The organism is Nonomuraea basaltis (genome assembly GCF_005893125.1).
In the GTDB taxonomy this organism is placed as follows: domain Bacteria; phylum Actinomycetota; class Actinomycetes; order Streptosporangiales; family Streptosporangiaceae; genus Nonomuraea; species Nonomuraea basaltis.
The window spans coordinates 26,045-42,873 of record NZ_VCJS01000107.1 but is presented as its reverse complement, the minus strand read 5'-3'; the positions used below and the strand labels follow the sequence as shown (position 1 = coordinate 42,873).

The window sequence follows — 16,829 nt, the reverse complement described above, 5'->3', positions numbered from 1 at the left end:
GTCTATAAGAGCCAGGTCGAGGGTGGCGGGGAGGGTGGAGCCGGGGTACTTGTTCGTCAGCTCCAGGGCGTTCTCGCCGGGGGCGGGCAGGAAGGCGGCGACGTACACGAGGGCCTTGACCTGGGGGTCGTTCGCGCCGGCGACGCTGATGACCGAGCCACCGTAGGAGTGCCCGACGAGGATCTTGGGTCCGGCGACGTGGTCGAGGACGCTGCGGAGTGCGGCCGCGTCGTTGGCCGGTCCGCGCAGCGGGTTGGCCGCGGCGACGACGGGGTAGCCGTCCGCGCGCAGCTCTTCGATCACCGCGTTCCAGCTGGAGGCGTCGGCGAAGGCGCCGTGCTCCAGCACGATGGTCGGCTTGGCGGGCTTGTCCGCCGCGAGGGCGGGCGTGGCGGCGGTGGCGAGGAGACCGATCGCGACCGTCGACAGGGCGCCCATGAGCCCCCGGATGCGTACACCCTTGCTGCTGACCACGAAATTCCCCTTTCAAAAGGCTTCAGACGAAGGTGGTGAATCTGGCGTCATCACTGTCGTCCGGGAAGGACCGCGGCCACATCGGTCACTTGACGGTCAGTCACGAGGAGCCGGCCGGACCGTCGTTCGGCAGCACGACGGGGCTGGTCGGCGGGCTACCTGGCCTTGCGTGGCGGTCGTGTGCGCACCTCAGCGCGTTAAGCCATTCAACTCATCAGTCTGTGACGTGAGCACGGGCGGCAGTGCCCGGCCGTGGGCCGCGAGCGGCGCACATGTCCCCGTATGCGGCCCGCTGACCTGCGCCGCAGCGTGTGTGACGTGCGCCCGGAGCGGCTCGCCGATGCTGACCGTCAACTGACTGATGTGCCGGGTGCCGGCCGCGAACGACAGTGAGACGCACCCCAGCAGCTGACGAGCCAGTACTTCAGCGAGAGGAACGTCATGAAACGCCTTCTGATCATCTTCGCGGCCGCAGTGCCGCTGGCGGCGGTGTGCCTGCCGGCCGCGGCTTCGGCCGGCGCCGCGAGCTCCGCCGCCGTCCCGTTCACGTGCTCGTCCATCTCCGTGAACGCCCCGGCAGGCACCGCGGTGGAGTCCGTGACGGCGGTGAGCCGGGAGGAGGGCACCCTGACCATCCCTCCGGTGCCGCCGTTCACCGACGTGGTCGAGATCCCGGACGTGCCGGCCTACTGCGATGTCACGGTCACGCTCACCCACCCAGGAGTCGGCGATCACGCCAAGGTGCGGATCTGGCTGCCCGAGACGGACTGGACCGGCCGTTTCCAGGCAGTGGGCGGCACCGCCTTCGCCGCCGGCGACTACGGCGCGGGCCTGGCCGGCGCGATCAAGAGCGGCTACGCCGCCGCGACCACCGACGCCGGCGTCGGCACGTACCTGGACACCGGCTGGGCCCTGAACAGCGACGGCGAGGTCAACACGGCGCTGCTGAAGAACTTCGCCGACCGGTCCCAGCACGAGATGGCGGTCGTGGGCAAGCAGGTCGTCAACGAGGTCTACGGCAGGCCCGTCTCCTACTCGTACTGGAACGGCTGCTCGACCGGCGGCCGCCAGGGCTACATGGAGGCCCAGCGCCACCCCGGCGACTTCGACGGCATCCTCGCCACCGCTCCCGCCATCAACTGGGACGAGTTCGAGGTCGCGACCCTGTGGCCGCAGGTCGTGATGAACGAGGAGAACACCTTCCCCTCTCCTTGTGAGCTCAACGCCTTCAACGAGGCCGCCGTCAAGGCCTGCGACCCGCTCGACGGCGCTCCCGACGGGCTGATCGGCGACCCCGCCACGTGCACCTTCGATCCGCGGAAACTCATCGGCAAGAGCGTCGAATGCGACGGCGAGCAGGAGACCATCACCGCGGCCGACGCGGCCGTCGTAGGCAAGATCTGGGACGGCCCCCGCACCCCGTCAGGCAAGAAATTGTGGTCCGGCATCCCGATCGGAGCCGGCTTCGACCTCGCCGGCACCCGCATCGACGCGGACGGCAACCGCGTGGGCGCGCCGTTCCCCGTACCCGCCAGCTGGGTCGCGACGTTCCTGAAGCGGCAGCCCTCCTACGATCTCTCGACGATCACCTACGCCGAGTTCGCCAAGCTGTTCGAGCAGTCCCAGGCCGAGTACGACACGATCATCGGCACCGACGACCCCAACCTGTCGGCGTTCCGCAGCTCCGGCGGCAAGCTCCTCACCTGGCACGGCCAGGCCGACCAGCTGATTCCCGCCCAGGGCACCGTGGACTACCGCGAGCGGGTGGAATTGGCCATGGGTGGTGCGCGCCGGGTCGACGACTTCCACCGGCTGTTCCTGGCGCCGGGCGTCGCCCACTGCGCCGGCCCCACGAGCACCGGCCCCGCGCCCACCGACGCCCTCGGCGCCCTGACGGCCTGGGTCGAACAGGGCAAGGCCCCGCAGACGCTGAGCGCCGCCATCACGGACTCCTCCGGCAAGACGGTGACGCGCGAGTTGTGCCTGTACCCGTCCGTCTCCCGCTACACCGGCCACGGCGACCCGGCCGACGCCGGCAGCTACTACTGCGCCCCCGTCCGGCACTGACAACCGCCCACTCGTCGGAAAGGCCACCCATCATGAGCACGAACACTCCGTCATCGGGAATGTCATTCCTGCTGAAGCTGTACCTGGGCCGCGGAGTCCTGGCTGTGGGGTGGGCCGCGGCGTTCGCCTTCGCGCACGACCCCATCGACGCCCTCGCGATCACCTTGCTGGTCGTCTATCCGCTGATCGACGCGGTGTCGTCGCTGATCGAGCTGCGTGCGGTCCCGGACGGATCGGAGGGTCGCCTGACACTGTTCAACGGGCTGCTCAGTGCCTTGGCCGCTGTCGGCGTCGGCCTGGCGGGGGCGGGCGGGGTGTCCGCGGTGCTGCACGTGTTCGGTGCCTGGGCCGTCGTCTCCGGTGCGGCGCAGGTGCTGGTCGGGCTGCTGCGGCGCGGCCCGGAGCTGGGCCGGCAGTGGCCGATACTGATCGCCGGCGGTCTGTCGTTCCTCGTGGGCATCTTCTACAACATCCAGGCCCTCGGGGACGACGCCTCGCTCGACGTGCTGTCGGTCTATGCCACCGGCGGCGGCGTGTTCTTCATCATCCAGGCCGGGCTGCTGGCCTGGCGTACCCGCCGGCCGCGGACGCAGACCGTCTGACGGCAATCGGCCACGAACGCACCGACAGCCTGCCGGATCGCATCCGGCAGGCTGTCTTGGTGTCGCAGGTGGTGGGCTGGCCGTCGCGTTCGTCAGAAGTGGTCCACGTCGGCGACGGCCTGGGCGAAGGCCGTGGGCGCTTCCTGCGGCAGGTTGTGGCCGATGCCCTCCAGCGTGCGGTGTTCGTAGGGGCCGGTGAACATGTTGCGGTACGCCGAGCCGTCGCCCGGCGGCGCCGTGAAGGGGTCGCGCTCGGCGTCCAGGGTGATGGTCGGCACCTTGATGGCCGGCCGTGCGGCGAGCTGCTTCTCCAGACCGTCGTAACGGCGCTCCCCGTCGGCCAGGCTCAGCCGCCACCGGTAGTTGTGGATCACGATGGCGGCGTAGTCGGGATTGTCGAAGGCCGCGGCCGTGCGCTCGAAGGTGGCGTCGTCGAAGTCCCACGTCGGGGAGACGGTGTCCCAGATGAGCCGGGTCAGGTCGTGGCGCTTGTCCTTGTTCTCCATGGCCTTCCGGCCCCGCTCGGTGGCGAAGTAGTACTGGTACCACCAGGCGTATTCGGCCTTCGGCGGGAGCGGCTCGAGGTTGGCCTCGAGGTTCGTGATGAGGTAGCCGCTCACCGACACCAGGGCCTTGCACCGCTGCGGCCACAGGGCCGCGATGATGTCGGCGGTCCTCGACCCCCAGTCGAAGCCGGCGAGAACGGCCTTGTCGATCTTGAGGGCGTCCATCAGGGCGATGATGTCGAGCGCGATCGCCGACTGCTGGGCGTTGCGGAACGTCTTCGCGGACAGGAACCGCGTCGTGCCGTGACCGCGCAGGTAGGGAACGATCACCCGGTAGCCCTGCGCGGCCAGCAGCGGAGCGACGTCGACGAAGCTGTGGATGTCGTACGGCCAGCCGTGCAGGCAGATGACCACGGGCCCGCGGGCCGGCCCCGCCTCGGCGTAACCGATGTCCAGCAGCCCGGCCTTGACCTGCTTCAGGGAGGCGAAGGACGTGTGCGTGCCGGGCGTGACCGCCGGCAACGCCGGGGTCGCCCCGCGCGGGGTGGCGGAGGCGGCAGGGAAGGCCTGCAAGCCCGCCAGCGAGGCGACGGTCGCGCCGGTGGCCAAACCGACGGCCTTGCCGAAGGTGCGCCTGTTGATCATGTGGAGTCCTCCGTGTCGTGCCACAGGAAATGCGGCATTTCTTACTATTTCGGGCAGGGAAATCCGACACATCAGTCAGATGACGGTGAGACACGGCGAACGGCAGCCGTGCCGCCCACGCGAAACCCTCCCCCGGAGCACGGCGTCCCGGCAGACCGCGCCGGACCAGCGACGCAAGGCGGACGGGAACATTCAGTCATTCGACTGTTCCCGCCCAGGCGCATCCGGACAATCCTTGATCAGACCTGGTCCTGAGCCTCTCGGAGGATCCGTGAACCCCACTCCCGTCGTCTTCATCCATGGCGCGTGGCTCCACGCGTCGTCGTGGGAGTCATGGAACGAGCGCTTCTCCAGTTTCGGTTTCGCCGTCTGCGCGCCGGGCTGGCCGGGAGAGCCCGCCACGGTGGGCGAGGCTCGCCGGCATCCCGAGACGCTCCACGAGCTGGGGCTCGACGCGCTCACGGATCACTACGCGCGCATCGTCCGTTCCTTCGCCACCCCGCCCGTGATCGTCGGCCACTCGGTGGGCGGGCTCATCGCGCAGCACCTCCTCGGCACGAACGCGGGCCGTGCCGCGGTCGCCATCGCCCCCGCCCCTGTCGACCACGCGATCTCCCCGGCGCCCGGGGAGCCGTGGCCGGTGTCGATGGACGCCGGGAGGTTCCGGCGGCTGTTCGCCAACGCGGTCACCGAGCAGGAGTCGGCCGAGCTGTTCGAGCGCCACGTCGTGCCCGGGTCGCGCCGGCTGCTGGCCGAGCTGGGACACGGCGGCGCCGTACGGCACCCGCGGGCGGTCGTGGACCACGGCAACACCGGCCGCGGCCCGCTGCTGCTGATCTCGGGGCAGGAGGACCGGCTGGTGCCCGACCACGTCACCCGGGCCGTGTACAAGTTGTACGGCGACTCGACGGCCACCAGCAGCCTCAAGCAGTTTCCGGACCGGGCCCATTCGCTGGTCGTCGACAGCGGCTGGCGGGCGGTCGCCGACTATGTGCTGGTCTGGCTCGCCGAGCGAGGGGTGCGCGCCGACCCGTCGAAGTGGTGAAGGAGGCTCACGCGTCGCCACCGGCGCCGGTCTTGCCCAGAGCGTCGCGCAGCGCGGCACGCGAGGTGATGCCGAGTTTCGGGAAGACCCGGTAGAGATGGGAGCTGACGGTGCGCGGGGACAGGCGCATGCGTTCGCCGATCTCCTTGTTCGTCAGCCCGCTTGCGGCCAGCTCGGCGATGCGGCGTTCCTGCCAGGTCAGCGCGGTCAGGTACGACAGCGAGGCGCGGGCGGGCGCCCCTGAGGCGCGCAGCTCGGCCTGGGCACGTTCGGCCCAGCCTTGGGCGCCGAGCCGTTCGAAGGACTCGGCGGCGCGGACCAGGACAGGCCGTGCGGCCTTGGGCCCCTGGGTGTGCCTGAGCCGGACGCCGTGGGCCAGGCGGATGCGCGCCAGCTCGAACGGGAAGCCGGCTCCGGCCGGGTGGGCCTCGGCCCGGGCGTACATGTCCTCGGCCTCTTTCTCGTCGGCGGCCGTCATCGCCAGGGCACCGTACGTGATGAGGGCCAGCCGGGGGGAGACGCCGGGCAGGCCGGCGTCGGAGGCGGCCTGCGCGTGCCGGCGGGCCTGCTCCAGGCGCCCGGTGTGCACGGCGGCCTCGACCAGGTCGAGCAGCGTGCGTGAGGCCTGGTGGGCGCAGCGTTCGAACGATCCCGGCGGCGTGATGCCGATGGCGTACAGGTAGGCGGCTTCGTAGTCACCCTCGCTCAGGGCCGCCGCCGTGCCGATGGCGTCGGCGATCTGGGTCAGGAATCCCACGCCGCGCGGGCGGGCCCAGGCGTCCAGGACGGCCTGCAACTCCCTGGCCCGTTCGACCTGGCCGCGCATGGCGGCCAGGAGCCCCAGGTAGGCGCGGGTGTGGTGGGTGAACAGCCCGTTTCCATGGGACGTGGTCAGCTCCAGCGCGCGTTGTCCCGTACGTTCGGCGTCGTCCCACTCGCCGGCGGCCAGCTGGTCGAGCATGATCAGGTGCAGCATGGTCATGCCGGTGGCCACGGCGCCGGTCTCCACCTCACGGTCGACGGCCCGCCGCAGGTAGGGGCGGTACTGGCTCAGCGTGTCGACGTGGTAGGCGGCGACGGCCAGGCGCGAGACGTCCCACGGTTCGAGCTCCGAGACGCCGGCGAAGGCGCGCTCGACGCGCTCGTGCACGCCCGCGCCGTGACGGACGACGTCGCTCCACGCGTCGCGGTAGATCGCCGAGCGTGTGTCGACTCGGTGCCCCAGAGAGTCCATGAGCCGCTCGGTGCGGTCCCACAGCGTGGCGTCGCCGGCGTACTGGCTGATGGCCAGCAGCACGTTCACCAGCCGGGTGAGTACTTCGGCGGGCTCGTGCGCGCTGTCTTTTCGCAGGCTCTCGATCGCCGCCGCGACGTGGCGATGCGCGGAGCGTACGTCGCCGTCTTCGTACAGGGCCACGTAGGCGGAGGTGACGACCGTGGCGGGGGACTCGCTCGCGCCCGGCAGCAGGTCCGAGCGGACGAGTTTCTGCGCCTGGTCCAGGAGCGCGGCATGTCCGGCGATGAAGGCGGCGTCGCCGAGCCGCCTGGAGCGGTCGGCGGAGGTCTCGCTCAGCTCCGCCGCGCGGGTCAGCCAGGCCACGGCCGCGACTGCGCCGCCGCGCCGGGTCGCCGAGTCGGCCGCGGCCTCCAGCGCGGCTGCCACCTCCTCATCGGGATCCACGATCGAGGCCGCCAAGTGGCGGGCGCGCCGCTCGACGTCGTCGCGGTGCACCCGCGCGAGCTCGGCGTGTGCCGCGCGGCGCTGGTTGGGAGTCGCCAGCTGAACGACGGTGGTGCGGATCAGCGGGTGCCGGAAGACGAGGTCGCCGGTGGCGGGGTCGGTGTCCAGGAGGCCGGCCGCGACCGCTTCGTCGGCCTCGCGCATGCGGTAGCGGGCGCCGGCGGCGCGGTTGCCGCCAGGTCCTGCCCCGACACCGTCGAGGGCGCCGCGCAGCAGTTCCTCGCGTACGGGACCGGCCAGGCGTTCGATGCGGATGCCGTAGACATGCTGCAGCCGGCGGGACAGCGGGATGTTGCCGAATCCGAGGAGTTCCTCGGCCGTGCGGCCGGTGTGGCCGCCGTTCAGGTAGGCGGGCAGCTCCAAGAGCGCCAAGGGGTTGCCTATGGCGTGCTCCATGACGATGCGCCGGGTCTGCCTGTCGAGCTGCGGATGGCGCAGGTCCAGCAGTTGCTCGGCGGCCTTCTCCGACAGGGCCGCCACCGGGAGCTCGGGAAGCGCGGCCGTGTCGAACCGCGAGCCGACGTCGGACCGTACGGCGATGAGCATCCTCACGGAGCTGCCGGTGAGCCGGCGCCCCACGAACCCGCACACCTCGGCGCTGGAGGCGTCCATCCACTGACCGTCGTCGAGCAACAGCAGCAGCGGTTTCTCTGAGGCCGCTGAAGACAGCAGGTCGAGGACGGCGATGCCGAGGGACATGACCGACGGAGCCTTGCCCTCGCGCAGCCCGAAGACGACGTCGAGGACGGCACGGTGGCCTTCGTCGAGCTCGGCCGAACGGGGCAGCAGCGAGTACAGCAGCTGGTGCAGGCCGGCGAAGGGCAGCTGCGCCTCAGCCTCGACCCCGGCGGCGCGGATCACCCGGTGGTTCTCCGAGGCCGCGAGGCCGGCCACATGGTCGAGCAGGGCGCTCTTGCCGACCCCGGTCTCGCCCCTGAGGATGAGGGCTTGCCCCCCGGTGGCCGTCATGAACGCGGACAGGTCCCCTTGGACGTCATCCCGGCCCACCATTGTCGAGACGAGCGACTCCACGCTTCCCTCACTCCTTCAGGTATGGCCGATCAGGCCAGAGCTCTTGGCCGCGAAGCGCCGACGACCCCTCGGCGACCATCGCCGCTGCGGCAGGGGTGGACCGCCGCACCGTCTACCGCCGCTTCGCCTCCCGCGAAGACCTCATGGCCGCCGTCTACGGAGCACGCGATCGGCACCCCGCGGGCGCGCTGACCCTGCGCGGTGGTGGGCGTGCAGGGCCCGCGACAGGCGGTCGTGACGGCGGTGTTCATGTGTCTCCCTTGCGTACGGTGCGATGACCGGACCATGTTGAGGGTTCGGCTCTCCCTTGGATGCCTGTCATGGGGTGTTCTGCTGCGCCAGTCCGCCGCAGGCGAAGCCCGCCTCACGCTCGGGATCGAGCTCGATCTGACCGAGGTTGGTGGTCTCCATCGGCCTTCGGAGGGTCTCCAGCTTGTCGCAGTCGTACAGGACGTACGTGCCGTCGCTCTCGCCCAGCAGCATCATCCAGCGGCCGTCGTAGAGCGGCTTGTCGTCCTCGGCGCTCTTGATCACCGCCCACTGATCCTGGAAGCCCACGGCGTTCAGCAGTTCGTTGGACTGGCCGCTCTCCTGGACGTCGATCGCGCCCTCGACGAGCCCCAGGATGAGCAGGAAGCCCAGGCCGACTCCGGTCAGGCCGCCGACGAGCACCTTCGTCCCTGCGCGCCCGACCGGCTTGCGACGCAACAGCCGGAACGGGATCAGGAAGGCCAGCACGCCGAGCCCCACTGCGATGACGACCATGATGAACAGGTCCAAATCGCCGAAGAGGTTGAAGAGGCCCCAGTACGTAGCCCCGCACCACAGTGCCGCCAGCGCTGCGGCGATCCACGGCCGCTCCCTGGTCCTCCGGACGAGCCTGCCCGCCGCGCCCCGGGTCATCCTGTCGGCCAGCCAGCCCAGGCCGACGACGACGCCGAGCAGTGGGACGGCGACCAGCAGGAGCAGGACCAGAGTGCTCGTCATACGGCCGAGCAGAACCGCCTGATCGACGCCCACCTGCTGCGGGTTGACGCCGAAGACGGCGTACATCTGCTCGATGCCTATGTAGAGGACCGCGTAGAGCGCCACCGCGATCGGCACGACGACGGATCCGATGCGTTCGAGCAGTTCCAGGACACCGCCACCATCCTCCCGTGTCACGGGGGTGTGGTCATCCGGAAGTGCCGGTGTCTCCGGCGGTTCGAGGGATATCGGGTGACTCGACATGGCGTACGACCATAGGCGCCGCCTGCATGCGAAACGTTGACGACGCGTATACGCCGTGGCCAGGCACGCGCCGGCGCGGCAAGGCCGCCGCACCCACAACATGCGAAGTCCGTCAAGCGCTGCGTTCGGGTGCCCAGTTCCGTACGGCGGGGGCGTACCCGGCCGGCTTGGCCCCGACCTTGACGCCAGGACTGACCAGCCAGCTCTGATAGTCCGGCGTGAACATCTGGTAGACCGACAGGGGCGGCACGGAACTCGCCTCGTCGAGCTCGGCGCGCAGCTCGGCAGGCAGCTCGAAGTCGAGGGCCGCCATGTTGGCGTCGAGCTGGTCGGCGCTGCTCGCCCCGACGATCGCCGAGGCGACACCGGGCTGGGTGGCGACCCAGTTGAGCGCGACCTGGGCCATCGTCACGCCGAGCTTGTCGGCGACGCTCTCGACCGCCGCCAGCAGCCGCCAGTCCCGCTCCGTCCACGAGCGCCCGGAGGAGCCTGCGCCGCTGAGCCGGCCGTCTCCGGCCAAGCCCTGGTCGGCACTCCGGTACTTGCCGGTGAGGAAGCCGCCGCCGAGCGGGCTCCATGCGGTGATGCCGAGCCCCAGGCTCTGCCCCATGGCGACATGCTCCAGTTCGATGGCCCGGTCGATGAGGGAGTAGGGCAGTTGCAGGCTGACCACCGGTACGAGGGAGTGGGCCTCGGCGAGGGTCTGGGCCCGCGCCGCGTACCAGCTGGGCACGTCGGACAGGCCCGCGTAGCGGATCTTTCCGGCCCTGGTGAGGTCGTCGAAGGTCCGCATGACCTCCTCGACGGGAGTGATCCGGTCCCAGGTGTGCAGCAGGAACAGGTCGATGTAGTCGGTGCGCAGGCGGCGCAGTGACGCCTCGACCGCTCTGATCATGTGCTTGCGGCCGTTGCCCCCCGCGTTCGGATCTCCGGGGGCGACGCTGTTGGTGAACTTGGTGGTGAGCACCACCCTGTCGCGCACCTTGGCTTCCGCGATGAGGTTGCCGAGGATGGTCTCGCTCTCGCCGGCGGTGTAGAAATCCGCGGTGTCGATGAAGTTCCCGCCCGCTTCGAGATAGCGGCGGAAGATCGGGCGGGCCTCCTCCTCGGTCTTGCCGTACGCGGCATGGAAACCGCCGGTGCCGAAATTCATCGTGCCCAGTGCCAGCCGGCTGACGCGCAGCCCGGAACGTCCGAGCAGGTAGTAGTGGTCCAGGGACATGAGGGTGTCACTCCGTTCGCAAGCAGATTCGAGGAGGTTGAGACGAACACTCGTCAGCTTGCGCATCCAAAAATGGACTGTCAAGTCCAAAAATGACCTTAGGAAGCTGGGTGTGCGCCGCTCCCGGAGGGTGAGCTCTCCGTCAAGGTGACACAAGCTTGCTGGCGCGCAGATGGGCGATACCCATGTCGAGGGCGGCTTCCAGATGGTCGGTCTGGCCTGTGGACATCTGGATCAGTACGCCGCCCTGGATGCCGGCGAGCAGGGCGGCCGCCGCCCGGTCGGGGTCCAGGCCCGGGTCGATCTCACCGGTGTCCTGCATGTGCCGCACGCCGGTGGCGATCTCGGCCTGCCAGCGGTGCATCAGCTCGGTGATCACGGCCTGGGCGCCGGGCGTGCGGCTGCCCAACTGTGACGTGACGGAGTTGAGCGGGCATAGGCGGCCCTGCCGCCGGTAACGGTCGACGACCTTGTCGCGCCACGATTGCCAGGCGGGCCAAGAGGTGAGGTCATCCAGCTGGGGCCGCTGGTCCTCCAGCACCCGGTCGGCCTCGAAGCGGGCCACGGCCAGCAGCAGCTCCTCCCGTCCGTCCGGGAAGTAGTGGAAGAGCTGGCTCTTGCTCGTCGCCGTCCTGGCCAGCACGTCGTCGAGCGTCATGTCGGCCACGCCGTGCTCGCGGATGTGCGTCGCCGCGCCCTCAAGAATGCGCTGCCGTGTCGCGGCCCCCTTGCGGGTCAGCGAGCGCATTCCCACCTCCAGACTGGACCTGCCAGTCCATGCTAACTGGAGTGCGCATCAAGCGGGGCGCTCATCGGCGAGCGGCGAACAGGAGCAGCCGCCCCCTGACTGAGAAGGTCACGCCAGTAGGTCCGCCAGCCGGTCGATCTGCTCGATGTCGTCGGACCAGCAGCTGAGCATCACCTCGTGCGCTCCGATGTCCCGATGGGCGGCGACGGTTTCCCGGATCTCCGTGGCGGTCGTCGCCATCTCCTGCAGGGACTGCGCGGCGAGCTCCGGTGCGAACGCGTAATAGCGCAGCAGTGACGCCCGCGCCTCCGCCACGGTGGACTCAGGGCCCAGCGCGACGTTGATCTGGGCGACGAGCAGCGGCTCACCCGGCCGGCCCGCGTCCTTCCACTGCCGTCTGACGAGCTCGAACAACGCCCCCGCGTATCCCGGCGGAGCCGGGCATATGTAACCGGCGCCCCAGCGAGCGACCCGGGCCAGCGCCGGCGGCGCGAAGCCGCCGAAGAGGAGCTCGGGACCGCCCGCCTTCACCGGGGACGGACCGACTGGTCCGAGGCTCGGGGCGACCGGTTCGCCGGCCCAGACCCGGCGCATGGTCGCCAGCTGCTCGTCCATCCGCCGCCCTCGAGAGGCGTGATCGGCGCTCACGGCCTGGAAGTCGTCCTCCCGCGCGCCGACCCCGAGACCCAGGGTGAACCGGCCACCGGACAACCGGTCGAGTGTCGCGCTCTGCTTGGCCAGCAGCACCGGATCGCGCAGGGGCGCGAGCACTACCTCCGACTGCACCCGGATCCGCTCGGTCACCGCCGTCATCGCGCCCAGCATGACCATGGTCTCGGGATTGTCGTACACGATCCGGTCCGGCACGCCGATCCTGGCGTACGGACCGGCGTCCGCGCGCCGCGCCCACGAGACCAGCGCGGCAGGATCGACGAAGGGCACAGCGAGTCCGAGTGTCACGTGCGCTCAGCCTTCCGTGCCGCCGGACAGGACCGCGAGCGCGGCGTGCGCCTGGGCGCGCATCGCGGGCACGAACTGCTGCGCGGGCTCCGGCAGGCCGGACAGGACGAGCTCGACCTCCTCCGGCGTGCCGACCTGGTCGAGGAAGCCCACGATCAGGTGTGCCGCCTCGGTCGGCGAACTCTCGACAACCTCGCGAGAGAACGCGGTCCACTCGTCCGGCGAGATGTGCTCGCGCAACGCCGGGAGCAGCAGCGGCTCTTCATGCTGGAGATGCCGGTGAACCAGGGCCCGGACCGCTTCGGCTGCCCGCTGCAGCCCCGGGCGGTCACCGTCCTCGCGGCTCGGCGCGGCCTCGAGGCCGTCGAGTGCGGCGTCGAGCTGGTCGTGCTCCTGACTCAGGACGGCCAGCTGTGCCGCCACCTCCGGCGCCACCGCCGCGATCATCGGCCACAGCTGGTGGTCCTCGGTCTCGTGATGGTGGCGCAGGTTCTTGACGAGGAAATCGCGCAGCTCGGCCAGGGCCGAGAGAGGGACGGAAGGCCGGAGGGCGGCCTCGGACAACAACGTCGTGGCGCGCCGGTGGAATGCGTGAATGAGGCGGGTCTCAGTGAGGGCCACGGCCTCAGTGTTGGTCGACATGCCGGGGAGCGTAGGACCAGCGGGAGGAGGTTTCGTTGACGAACGGTTGGCGTCCGAGGCAGGCGTCTATCTCCAACGTATACGTCCGCTTGCCCGACGGCGTCGCACGATCGCATTGACGAGCCCTGATATGAGTCCCGCACACGCTGGTGAAACGTCGTATCCGGGGCACTTTCGGTAGGGTCGCGGCTGGAATCGCGCGCGGCTGGGGGAGACAGCCAAGGACACCGAGGTAGGAGTGCCGCACCATGCCGCTTTTCGGACGGGAAGCCGAGCTGAAGGCCCTGGCCGAGCTCGTCGACGACCCCGGAGACCGCAGCGGCGTTCTCATTCGGGGGGAGGCCGGCATCGGGAAGTCGGCGCTCGTGGCGGAGGCCGTCTCCGCGGCGTCGGCCGCGGGCCTGCGCGTGCTGACGACGACCGGCGTGGAGGCCGAGCAGAACCTCGTTTACGCCGGGTTGCACCAACTGCTGTACCCGGTCCGGGCAGGCGTGGACGCGCTGCCGGCCCCGCAGCGTGACACCCTGCGCAGCGCGTTGGGCCTCGCCGAAGCGGCCGAACCCAGCGTCTACCTCGTCGGCCTGGCCACGCTGACCCTGCTGGCCGAGGCGGCCGCCGTCCGGCCGTTGCTGGTCGTCGCCGAGGACGTGCACTGGCTCGATCGCGCCAGCGCCGACGTCCTCGCCTTCGTGGCGCGCCGGATCGAGTCCGAGCCCATCGCCATGGTCGCGACGCTCCGGGATGGCGATCGCTCGCACGTGCAGGACGCCGGCCTGTCCCCGATGCCCGTTGACCGGCTCTCCGACGAGGCCGCCGCTGAGCTCCTGGACTCGATCGCCCCCGGCCTCACCCCAGCGGTCCGGGTGCGGCTGCTGGAGGAGTCCGCCGGGAACCCGTTGGCGCTGACCGAGCTGTCGGCGGCCATGGGACACCACGGCGGCCCAGGCCCGGTGCTGTCGCTGAGCGATCGCCTGGGCGGGCTGGGTCCGGTGCTGCCGCTGAGCGAGCGTCTTGAGCGCGCGTTCACGGCCCGGGTAGCGGCCCTGCCGACTCCGGCCCGCACCGCCCTGCTGGTCGCGGCGCTCAACCAGAGCGATTCGGTCTCCGAAACGCTCGCGGCCACGGGCCTGATCCTGGGATCGACGGCCGAGCCGGAAATCCTCGCACCGGCCGCCGAGGTCCGGTTGATCGAGCTCGCCATCGGCACGGTGACGTTCCGACACCCCGTGATGCGGTCGGCCATCGCGGCGGCTTCGACGCTCGCCGAGCGTCGGCAGGCCCACCTGGCTCTCGCAGAGACGCTGCACGAACAGCCGGACCGGCGGGCCTGGCACCGGGCCGCCGCGACGGCCGGAGCCGACGAGGGTGTGGCGGCCGAGCTGGACTGCGCGGCCGACCGGGCCCGGCACCGGGGCGGGGTCGCCGCCGCGATCGCGGCGCTGGAGCAGGCGGCCCGGCTGAGTGAGGGGCAGGCCCGGAAGGCGCTCAGGTTGCTGAGAGCGGCCGAGCTCGCGGTCGAATCCGGCAGGCGCGCCAAGGCCGAGCGTCTGGTGCGCGACGCACAGGCCCTCGAACTCTCGCCGCGCCGGCGCGCCACTGCCGCCTGGCTGCTCAGCGGCTTCGAGGACGGGGTGCGCGAGGACGTCTCCCGCGTGTCAGAGCTGGCCGAGCTGGCCGCGTCGGTGGCCGCCGACGGGGAGGTGGAGCCGGCTGCCCGGATCCTGTGGGGCGCCGCCATGCGCTGCTTCTGGTCCGAACCGGGTCCGGCCGCGCGCCGCTCGCTGCTGGGCGTGGCCGACCGGCTGCCCGTTCCTGCTGACGACCCGCGCATGATCGCGGTCGCCGCGTACGTCGCGCCGTTCGAGCGGGGCGGCATCGCGCTCGACCTGCTGCGCAAACGGGCCGGCACGGCCGGCGCCGCCCCGGAGATCGATCGCTACCTGGGCAGCGCGGCCCTGCAGGTCGGGGCGTTCGACCTGGCTGCCCGCTTCTCCGCGGCGGCCGCGCCCGGTCTGCGCGCCCAGGGCCGGCTCGGGCTGCTGCCCCGGGCGCTGGCCGTTCAGGCGTGGAGCCGGGTCCGGCTCGGCGACCTGGCCACGGCCGTGCCGGTTGCGGCGGAGGCCGCCAAGCTCGCCCAGGAGACCGGGCAGCCGTTCATGTACGGGCTGGCCACGGCCGTCCAGGCCGAGATCGCCGCGCTGAGGGGCGACCACGGGCTGGCCAGAACACTCGCCGATGAGGCCGAACGCGTCGCACTTCCCGCCGGTGCCCGGCCCGTTCTGGCCACCGTCCAGCTCACGCGCGGGCTCGCGGCCTTGAGCGAGGAGCGCTTCGGCGACGCGTTCGCCGCCCTGAGCCGGATGCTCGATCCCTCGGACCCCGCCTACCACCTGGCCCTGCACGCTTACTGCCTCGCAGAGCTCACCGAGGCCGCCGTGCGTGCCGGGCGGATCGACACCATGCGGGACATTCTGCGCGACGTCGAGCCGCTGGCCGCATCGACGCCGTCACCGGCGTTGCACATCGGGTTGCGCTACGCGCGCGCCGTGCTCGCCCCGAACGGGGAGGCGGAGGAGCTGTTCACGGCCGCGCTGCGGGCGGACCTGACCGGGTGGCCCGCCGAACGCGGACGCCTCCATCTGGCGTTCGGCGAATGGTTGCGGCGGCGGCGCCGGGCCGCGGAATCCCGGACGCACCTGCGCACGGCCAGGGAGACCTTCGACGCGCTCGGCATGGCCGCATGGGGCGAGCGCGCACGACGGGAGCTGCGCAGCGCGGGGGAGTCGAGCCCGAACCGGGACCCCGACGCGCGCGAGAAGCTCACCCCGCAAGAGCTGAACATCGCGCAGTTGGCCGCCGAGGGGCTGACGAACCGGGAGATCGGACAACGGCTGTACCTTTCTCCCCGGACCGTCAGCACTCACCTGCACCGGGTCTTCCCCAAACTCGGGGTGAGCTCTCGGGCCGATCTCGCCCGGATGCTCAAGACCCTCGAAGAAAGGTCGTCCCGATAAGGGCTGTCTGTTGGCGATCACGCCGCCAGACCGAGGTCCTGATCCTGCCTAGCGGTGTCCTTGGCGGACGGGTGGGGCCCGTGGAGTGGCTCAGACGACTGAGGCGTCGGCCGCCGTCCTGATCCGGGCGTACATCCTCCGCAGGCCAGGACCGGGCTCCAGTCCCAGATCATCGTCCAGCAACCGGGCGATCCGGTGATAGGCCGACAGGGCCTCCACGCGGCGGCCGTCGCGGTCGAGGGCCCACATCAGCAACTCCCACAACCGCTCGCGATAAGGCTCCGCCGCCGTCGCAAGCATGAGTTCGGCGATCGCCTCGCCACAGTCGCCCTGCGCGACGTCGAGCGCCCAGCGCTCCTCCATGGCTGACGCGCGCAGCTGCTCCAGCCAGGCGCGGCGGGCCGTGAAGAAGGCTCCGCTCAGCCCCTCGAACGCCGGTCCGCGCCACAGCGCCAGCGCGCCGCGCAGCAGCTGGGAGGCCTCTGCGACCTCCCCCCGCTCGCGGGCCTCCCGCGCGGCGGCGGTGGTCTGCCGGAACACCGTCACGTCGACCGCGCCGGGGTCCACGACCAGCTGGTAGCCGCCGCCCGCCGACCTGATCTCCGCCTCGGTGCCCAGTCCGGCGGCACCGCTGACGGTCAGCACCCGGCGCAGACGGGAGACGTAGGTGCGAGTGCTCACGACGGCGCTGCGCGGCGCCTCCCGGCCCCACAACGCGCTCACGATCTCGTCGAGCGTGACCTGACGCCCCTCGCTCAGGAGCAGCAGGGCCAGCACTCCCCGCTGTTGCGGAGACCCGACCTCCAGATCTTCCCCACCGCTCCAGACCCTGATCGGACCCAACAACCCAAAGCTCACCCCGGCCATCGAGGTTCCCCACCCTCTCGCGTTGCGCCGCGAA

Annotated in this window: 14 protein-coding genes; 5 read left to right on the top strand and 9 right to left on the bottom strand. The window is 71.0% G+C overall.

Annotated features, from left to right (window positions below; genetic code table 11):
• A partial coding sequence (locus EJK15_RS38570; protein ID WP_240777477.1) for an alpha/beta fold hydrolase occupies window positions 1-474 on the bottom strand: 474 nt, incomplete at its 3' end.
• A gap of 441 nt (window positions 475-915) precedes the next feature.
• On the opposite strand from EJK15_RS38570, the gene EJK15_RS38565 reads away from it, so the two are divergent.
• Together EJK15_RS38565 and EJK15_RS38560 are read left to right on the top strand one after the other, a co-directional pair.
• Window positions 916-2,541: a DUF6351 family protein gene (locus EJK15_RS38565; RefSeq protein ID WP_138715416.1), complete on the top strand. Its 1,626-nt coding sequence runs from the start codon at window positions 916-918 to the stop codon at window positions 2,539-2,541.
• Between the two features lie 32 nt (window positions 2,542-2,573).
• Entirely contained in the window at window positions 2,574-3,143 is a 570-nt protein-coding gene (locus tag EJK15_RS38560; protein WP_138715415.1) for a DUF308 domain-containing protein, read from the top strand.
• A gap of 92 nt (window positions 3,144-3,235) precedes the next feature.
• Here EJK15_RS38560 and EJK15_RS38555 read toward each other — a convergent pair whose 3' ends face one another.
• Window positions 3,236-4,294: an alpha/beta fold hydrolase gene (locus tag EJK15_RS38555; RefSeq protein WP_138715414.1), complete on the bottom strand. Its 1,059-nt coding sequence runs from the start codon at window positions 4,292-4,294 to the stop codon at window positions 3,236-3,238.
• A 271-nt stretch (window positions 4,295-4,565) separates the two neighbouring features.
• Between EJK15_RS38555 and EJK15_RS38550 the strand changes: the two genes are divergently transcribed.
• Window positions 4,566-5,339: an alpha/beta hydrolase gene (locus EJK15_RS38550; RefSeq protein WP_138715413.1), complete on the top strand. Its 774-nt coding sequence runs from the start codon at window positions 4,566-4,568 to the stop codon at window positions 5,337-5,339.
• Window positions 5,340-5,346: 7 nt separating this feature from the next.
• Here the strand turns inward: EJK15_RS38550 and EJK15_RS38545 are convergent, their stop codons facing one another.
• The gene (locus tag EJK15_RS38545) at window positions 5,347-8,112 is read right to left on the bottom strand and encodes a helix-turn-helix transcriptional regulator (protein WP_138715412.1); all 2,766 of its coding nucleotides are present in this window, start codon (window positions 8,110-8,112) and stop codon (window positions 5,347-5,349) included.
• Here EJK15_RS38545 and EJK15_RS77840 point away from each other — a divergent pair.
• Window positions 8,091-8,390 (top strand): helix-turn-helix domain-containing protein, encoded by a 300-nt coding sequence (locus EJK15_RS77840; RefSeq protein WP_420847124.1) that lies wholly within the window; start codon window positions 8,091-8,093, stop codon window positions 8,388-8,390. The genes EJK15_RS38545 and EJK15_RS77840 overlap by 22 nt on opposite strands.
• A gap of 40 nt (window positions 8,391-8,430) precedes the next feature.
• On the opposite strand, the gene EJK15_RS38535 is transcribed toward EJK15_RS77840, so the two are convergent.
• From EJK15_RS38535 to EJK15_RS38515, 5 genes are all read right to left on the bottom strand, one after another.
• A complete protein-coding gene (locus EJK15_RS38535; RefSeq protein ID WP_206061365.1) occupies window positions 8,431-9,276 on the bottom strand; it encodes a hypothetical protein in 846 nt (281 codons plus the stop codon).
• Between the two features lie 178 nt (window positions 9,277-9,454).
• Complete coding sequence (locus EJK15_RS38530; protein WP_138715411.1) at window positions 9,455-10,564, bottom strand: aldo/keto reductase; 1,110 nt, start codon at window positions 10,562-10,564, stop codon at window positions 9,455-9,457.
• Window positions 10,565-10,706: 142 nt separating this feature from the next.
• A complete protein-coding gene (locus EJK15_RS38525; RefSeq protein ID WP_138715410.1) occupies window positions 10,707-11,312 on the bottom strand; it encodes a TetR/AcrR family transcriptional regulator in 606 nt (201 codons plus the stop codon).
• 108 nt (window positions 11,313-11,420) lie between these two features.
• Window positions 11,421-12,272, bottom strand: a complete 852-nt coding sequence (locus tag EJK15_RS38520; protein WP_138715409.1) for an LLM class flavin-dependent oxidoreductase — start codon at window positions 12,270-12,272, stop codon at window positions 11,421-11,423.
• 6 nt (window positions 12,273-12,278) lie between these two features.
• Entirely contained in the window at window positions 12,279-12,914 is a 636-nt protein-coding gene (locus EJK15_RS38515; RefSeq protein WP_138715408.1) for a hemerythrin domain-containing protein, read from the bottom strand.
• A gap of 248 nt (window positions 12,915-13,162) precedes the next feature.
• On the opposite strand from EJK15_RS38515, the gene EJK15_RS38510 reads away from it, so the two are divergent.
• Entirely contained in the window at window positions 13,163-15,928 is a 2,766-nt protein-coding gene (locus EJK15_RS38510) for an ATP-binding protein (RefSeq protein ID WP_138715407.1), read from the top strand.
• Window positions 15,929-16,018: 90 nt separating this feature from the next.
• On the opposite strand, the gene EJK15_RS38505 is transcribed toward EJK15_RS38510, so the two are convergent.
• Window positions 16,019-16,771, bottom strand: coding sequence for an AfsR/SARP family transcriptional regulator (locus tag EJK15_RS38505; protein ID WP_206061364.1), 753 nt, complete (start codon window positions 16,769-16,771; stop codon window positions 16,019-16,021).
• Between the last annotated feature and the right edge of the window lie 58 nt (window positions 16,772-16,829).

What these genes read in the sequence shown, in the direction of transcription:
- EJK15_RS38515 (WP_138715408.1), bottom strand. Translation starts at nt 12,914, where the DNA reads ATGTCGACCAACACTGAGGCCGTGGCCCTCACTGAGACCCGCCTCATT.
- EJK15_RS38560 (WP_138715415.1), top strand. Translation starts at nt 2,574, where the DNA reads ATGAGCACGAACACTCCGTCATCGGGAATGTCATTCCTGCTGAAGCTG.
- EJK15_RS38555 (WP_138715414.1), bottom strand. Translation starts at nt 4,294, where the DNA reads ATGATCAACAGGCGCACCTTCGGCAAGGCCGTCGGTTTGGCCACCGGC.
- EJK15_RS38565 (WP_138715416.1), top strand. Translation starts at nt 916, where the DNA reads ATGAAACGCCTTCTGATCATCTTCGCGGCCGCAGTGCCGCTGGCGGCG.
- EJK15_RS38525 (WP_138715410.1), bottom strand. Translation starts at nt 11,312, where the DNA reads ATGCGCTCGCTGACCCGCAAGGGGGCCGCGACACGGCAGCGCATTCTT.
- EJK15_RS38510 (WP_138715407.1), top strand. Translation starts at nt 13,163, where the DNA reads ATGCCGCTTTTCGGACGGGAAGCCGAGCTGAAGGCCCTGGCCGAGCTC.
- EJK15_RS38530 (WP_138715411.1), bottom strand. Translation starts at nt 10,564, where the DNA reads ATGTCCCTGGACCACTACTACCTGCTCGGACGTTCCGGGCTGCGCGTC.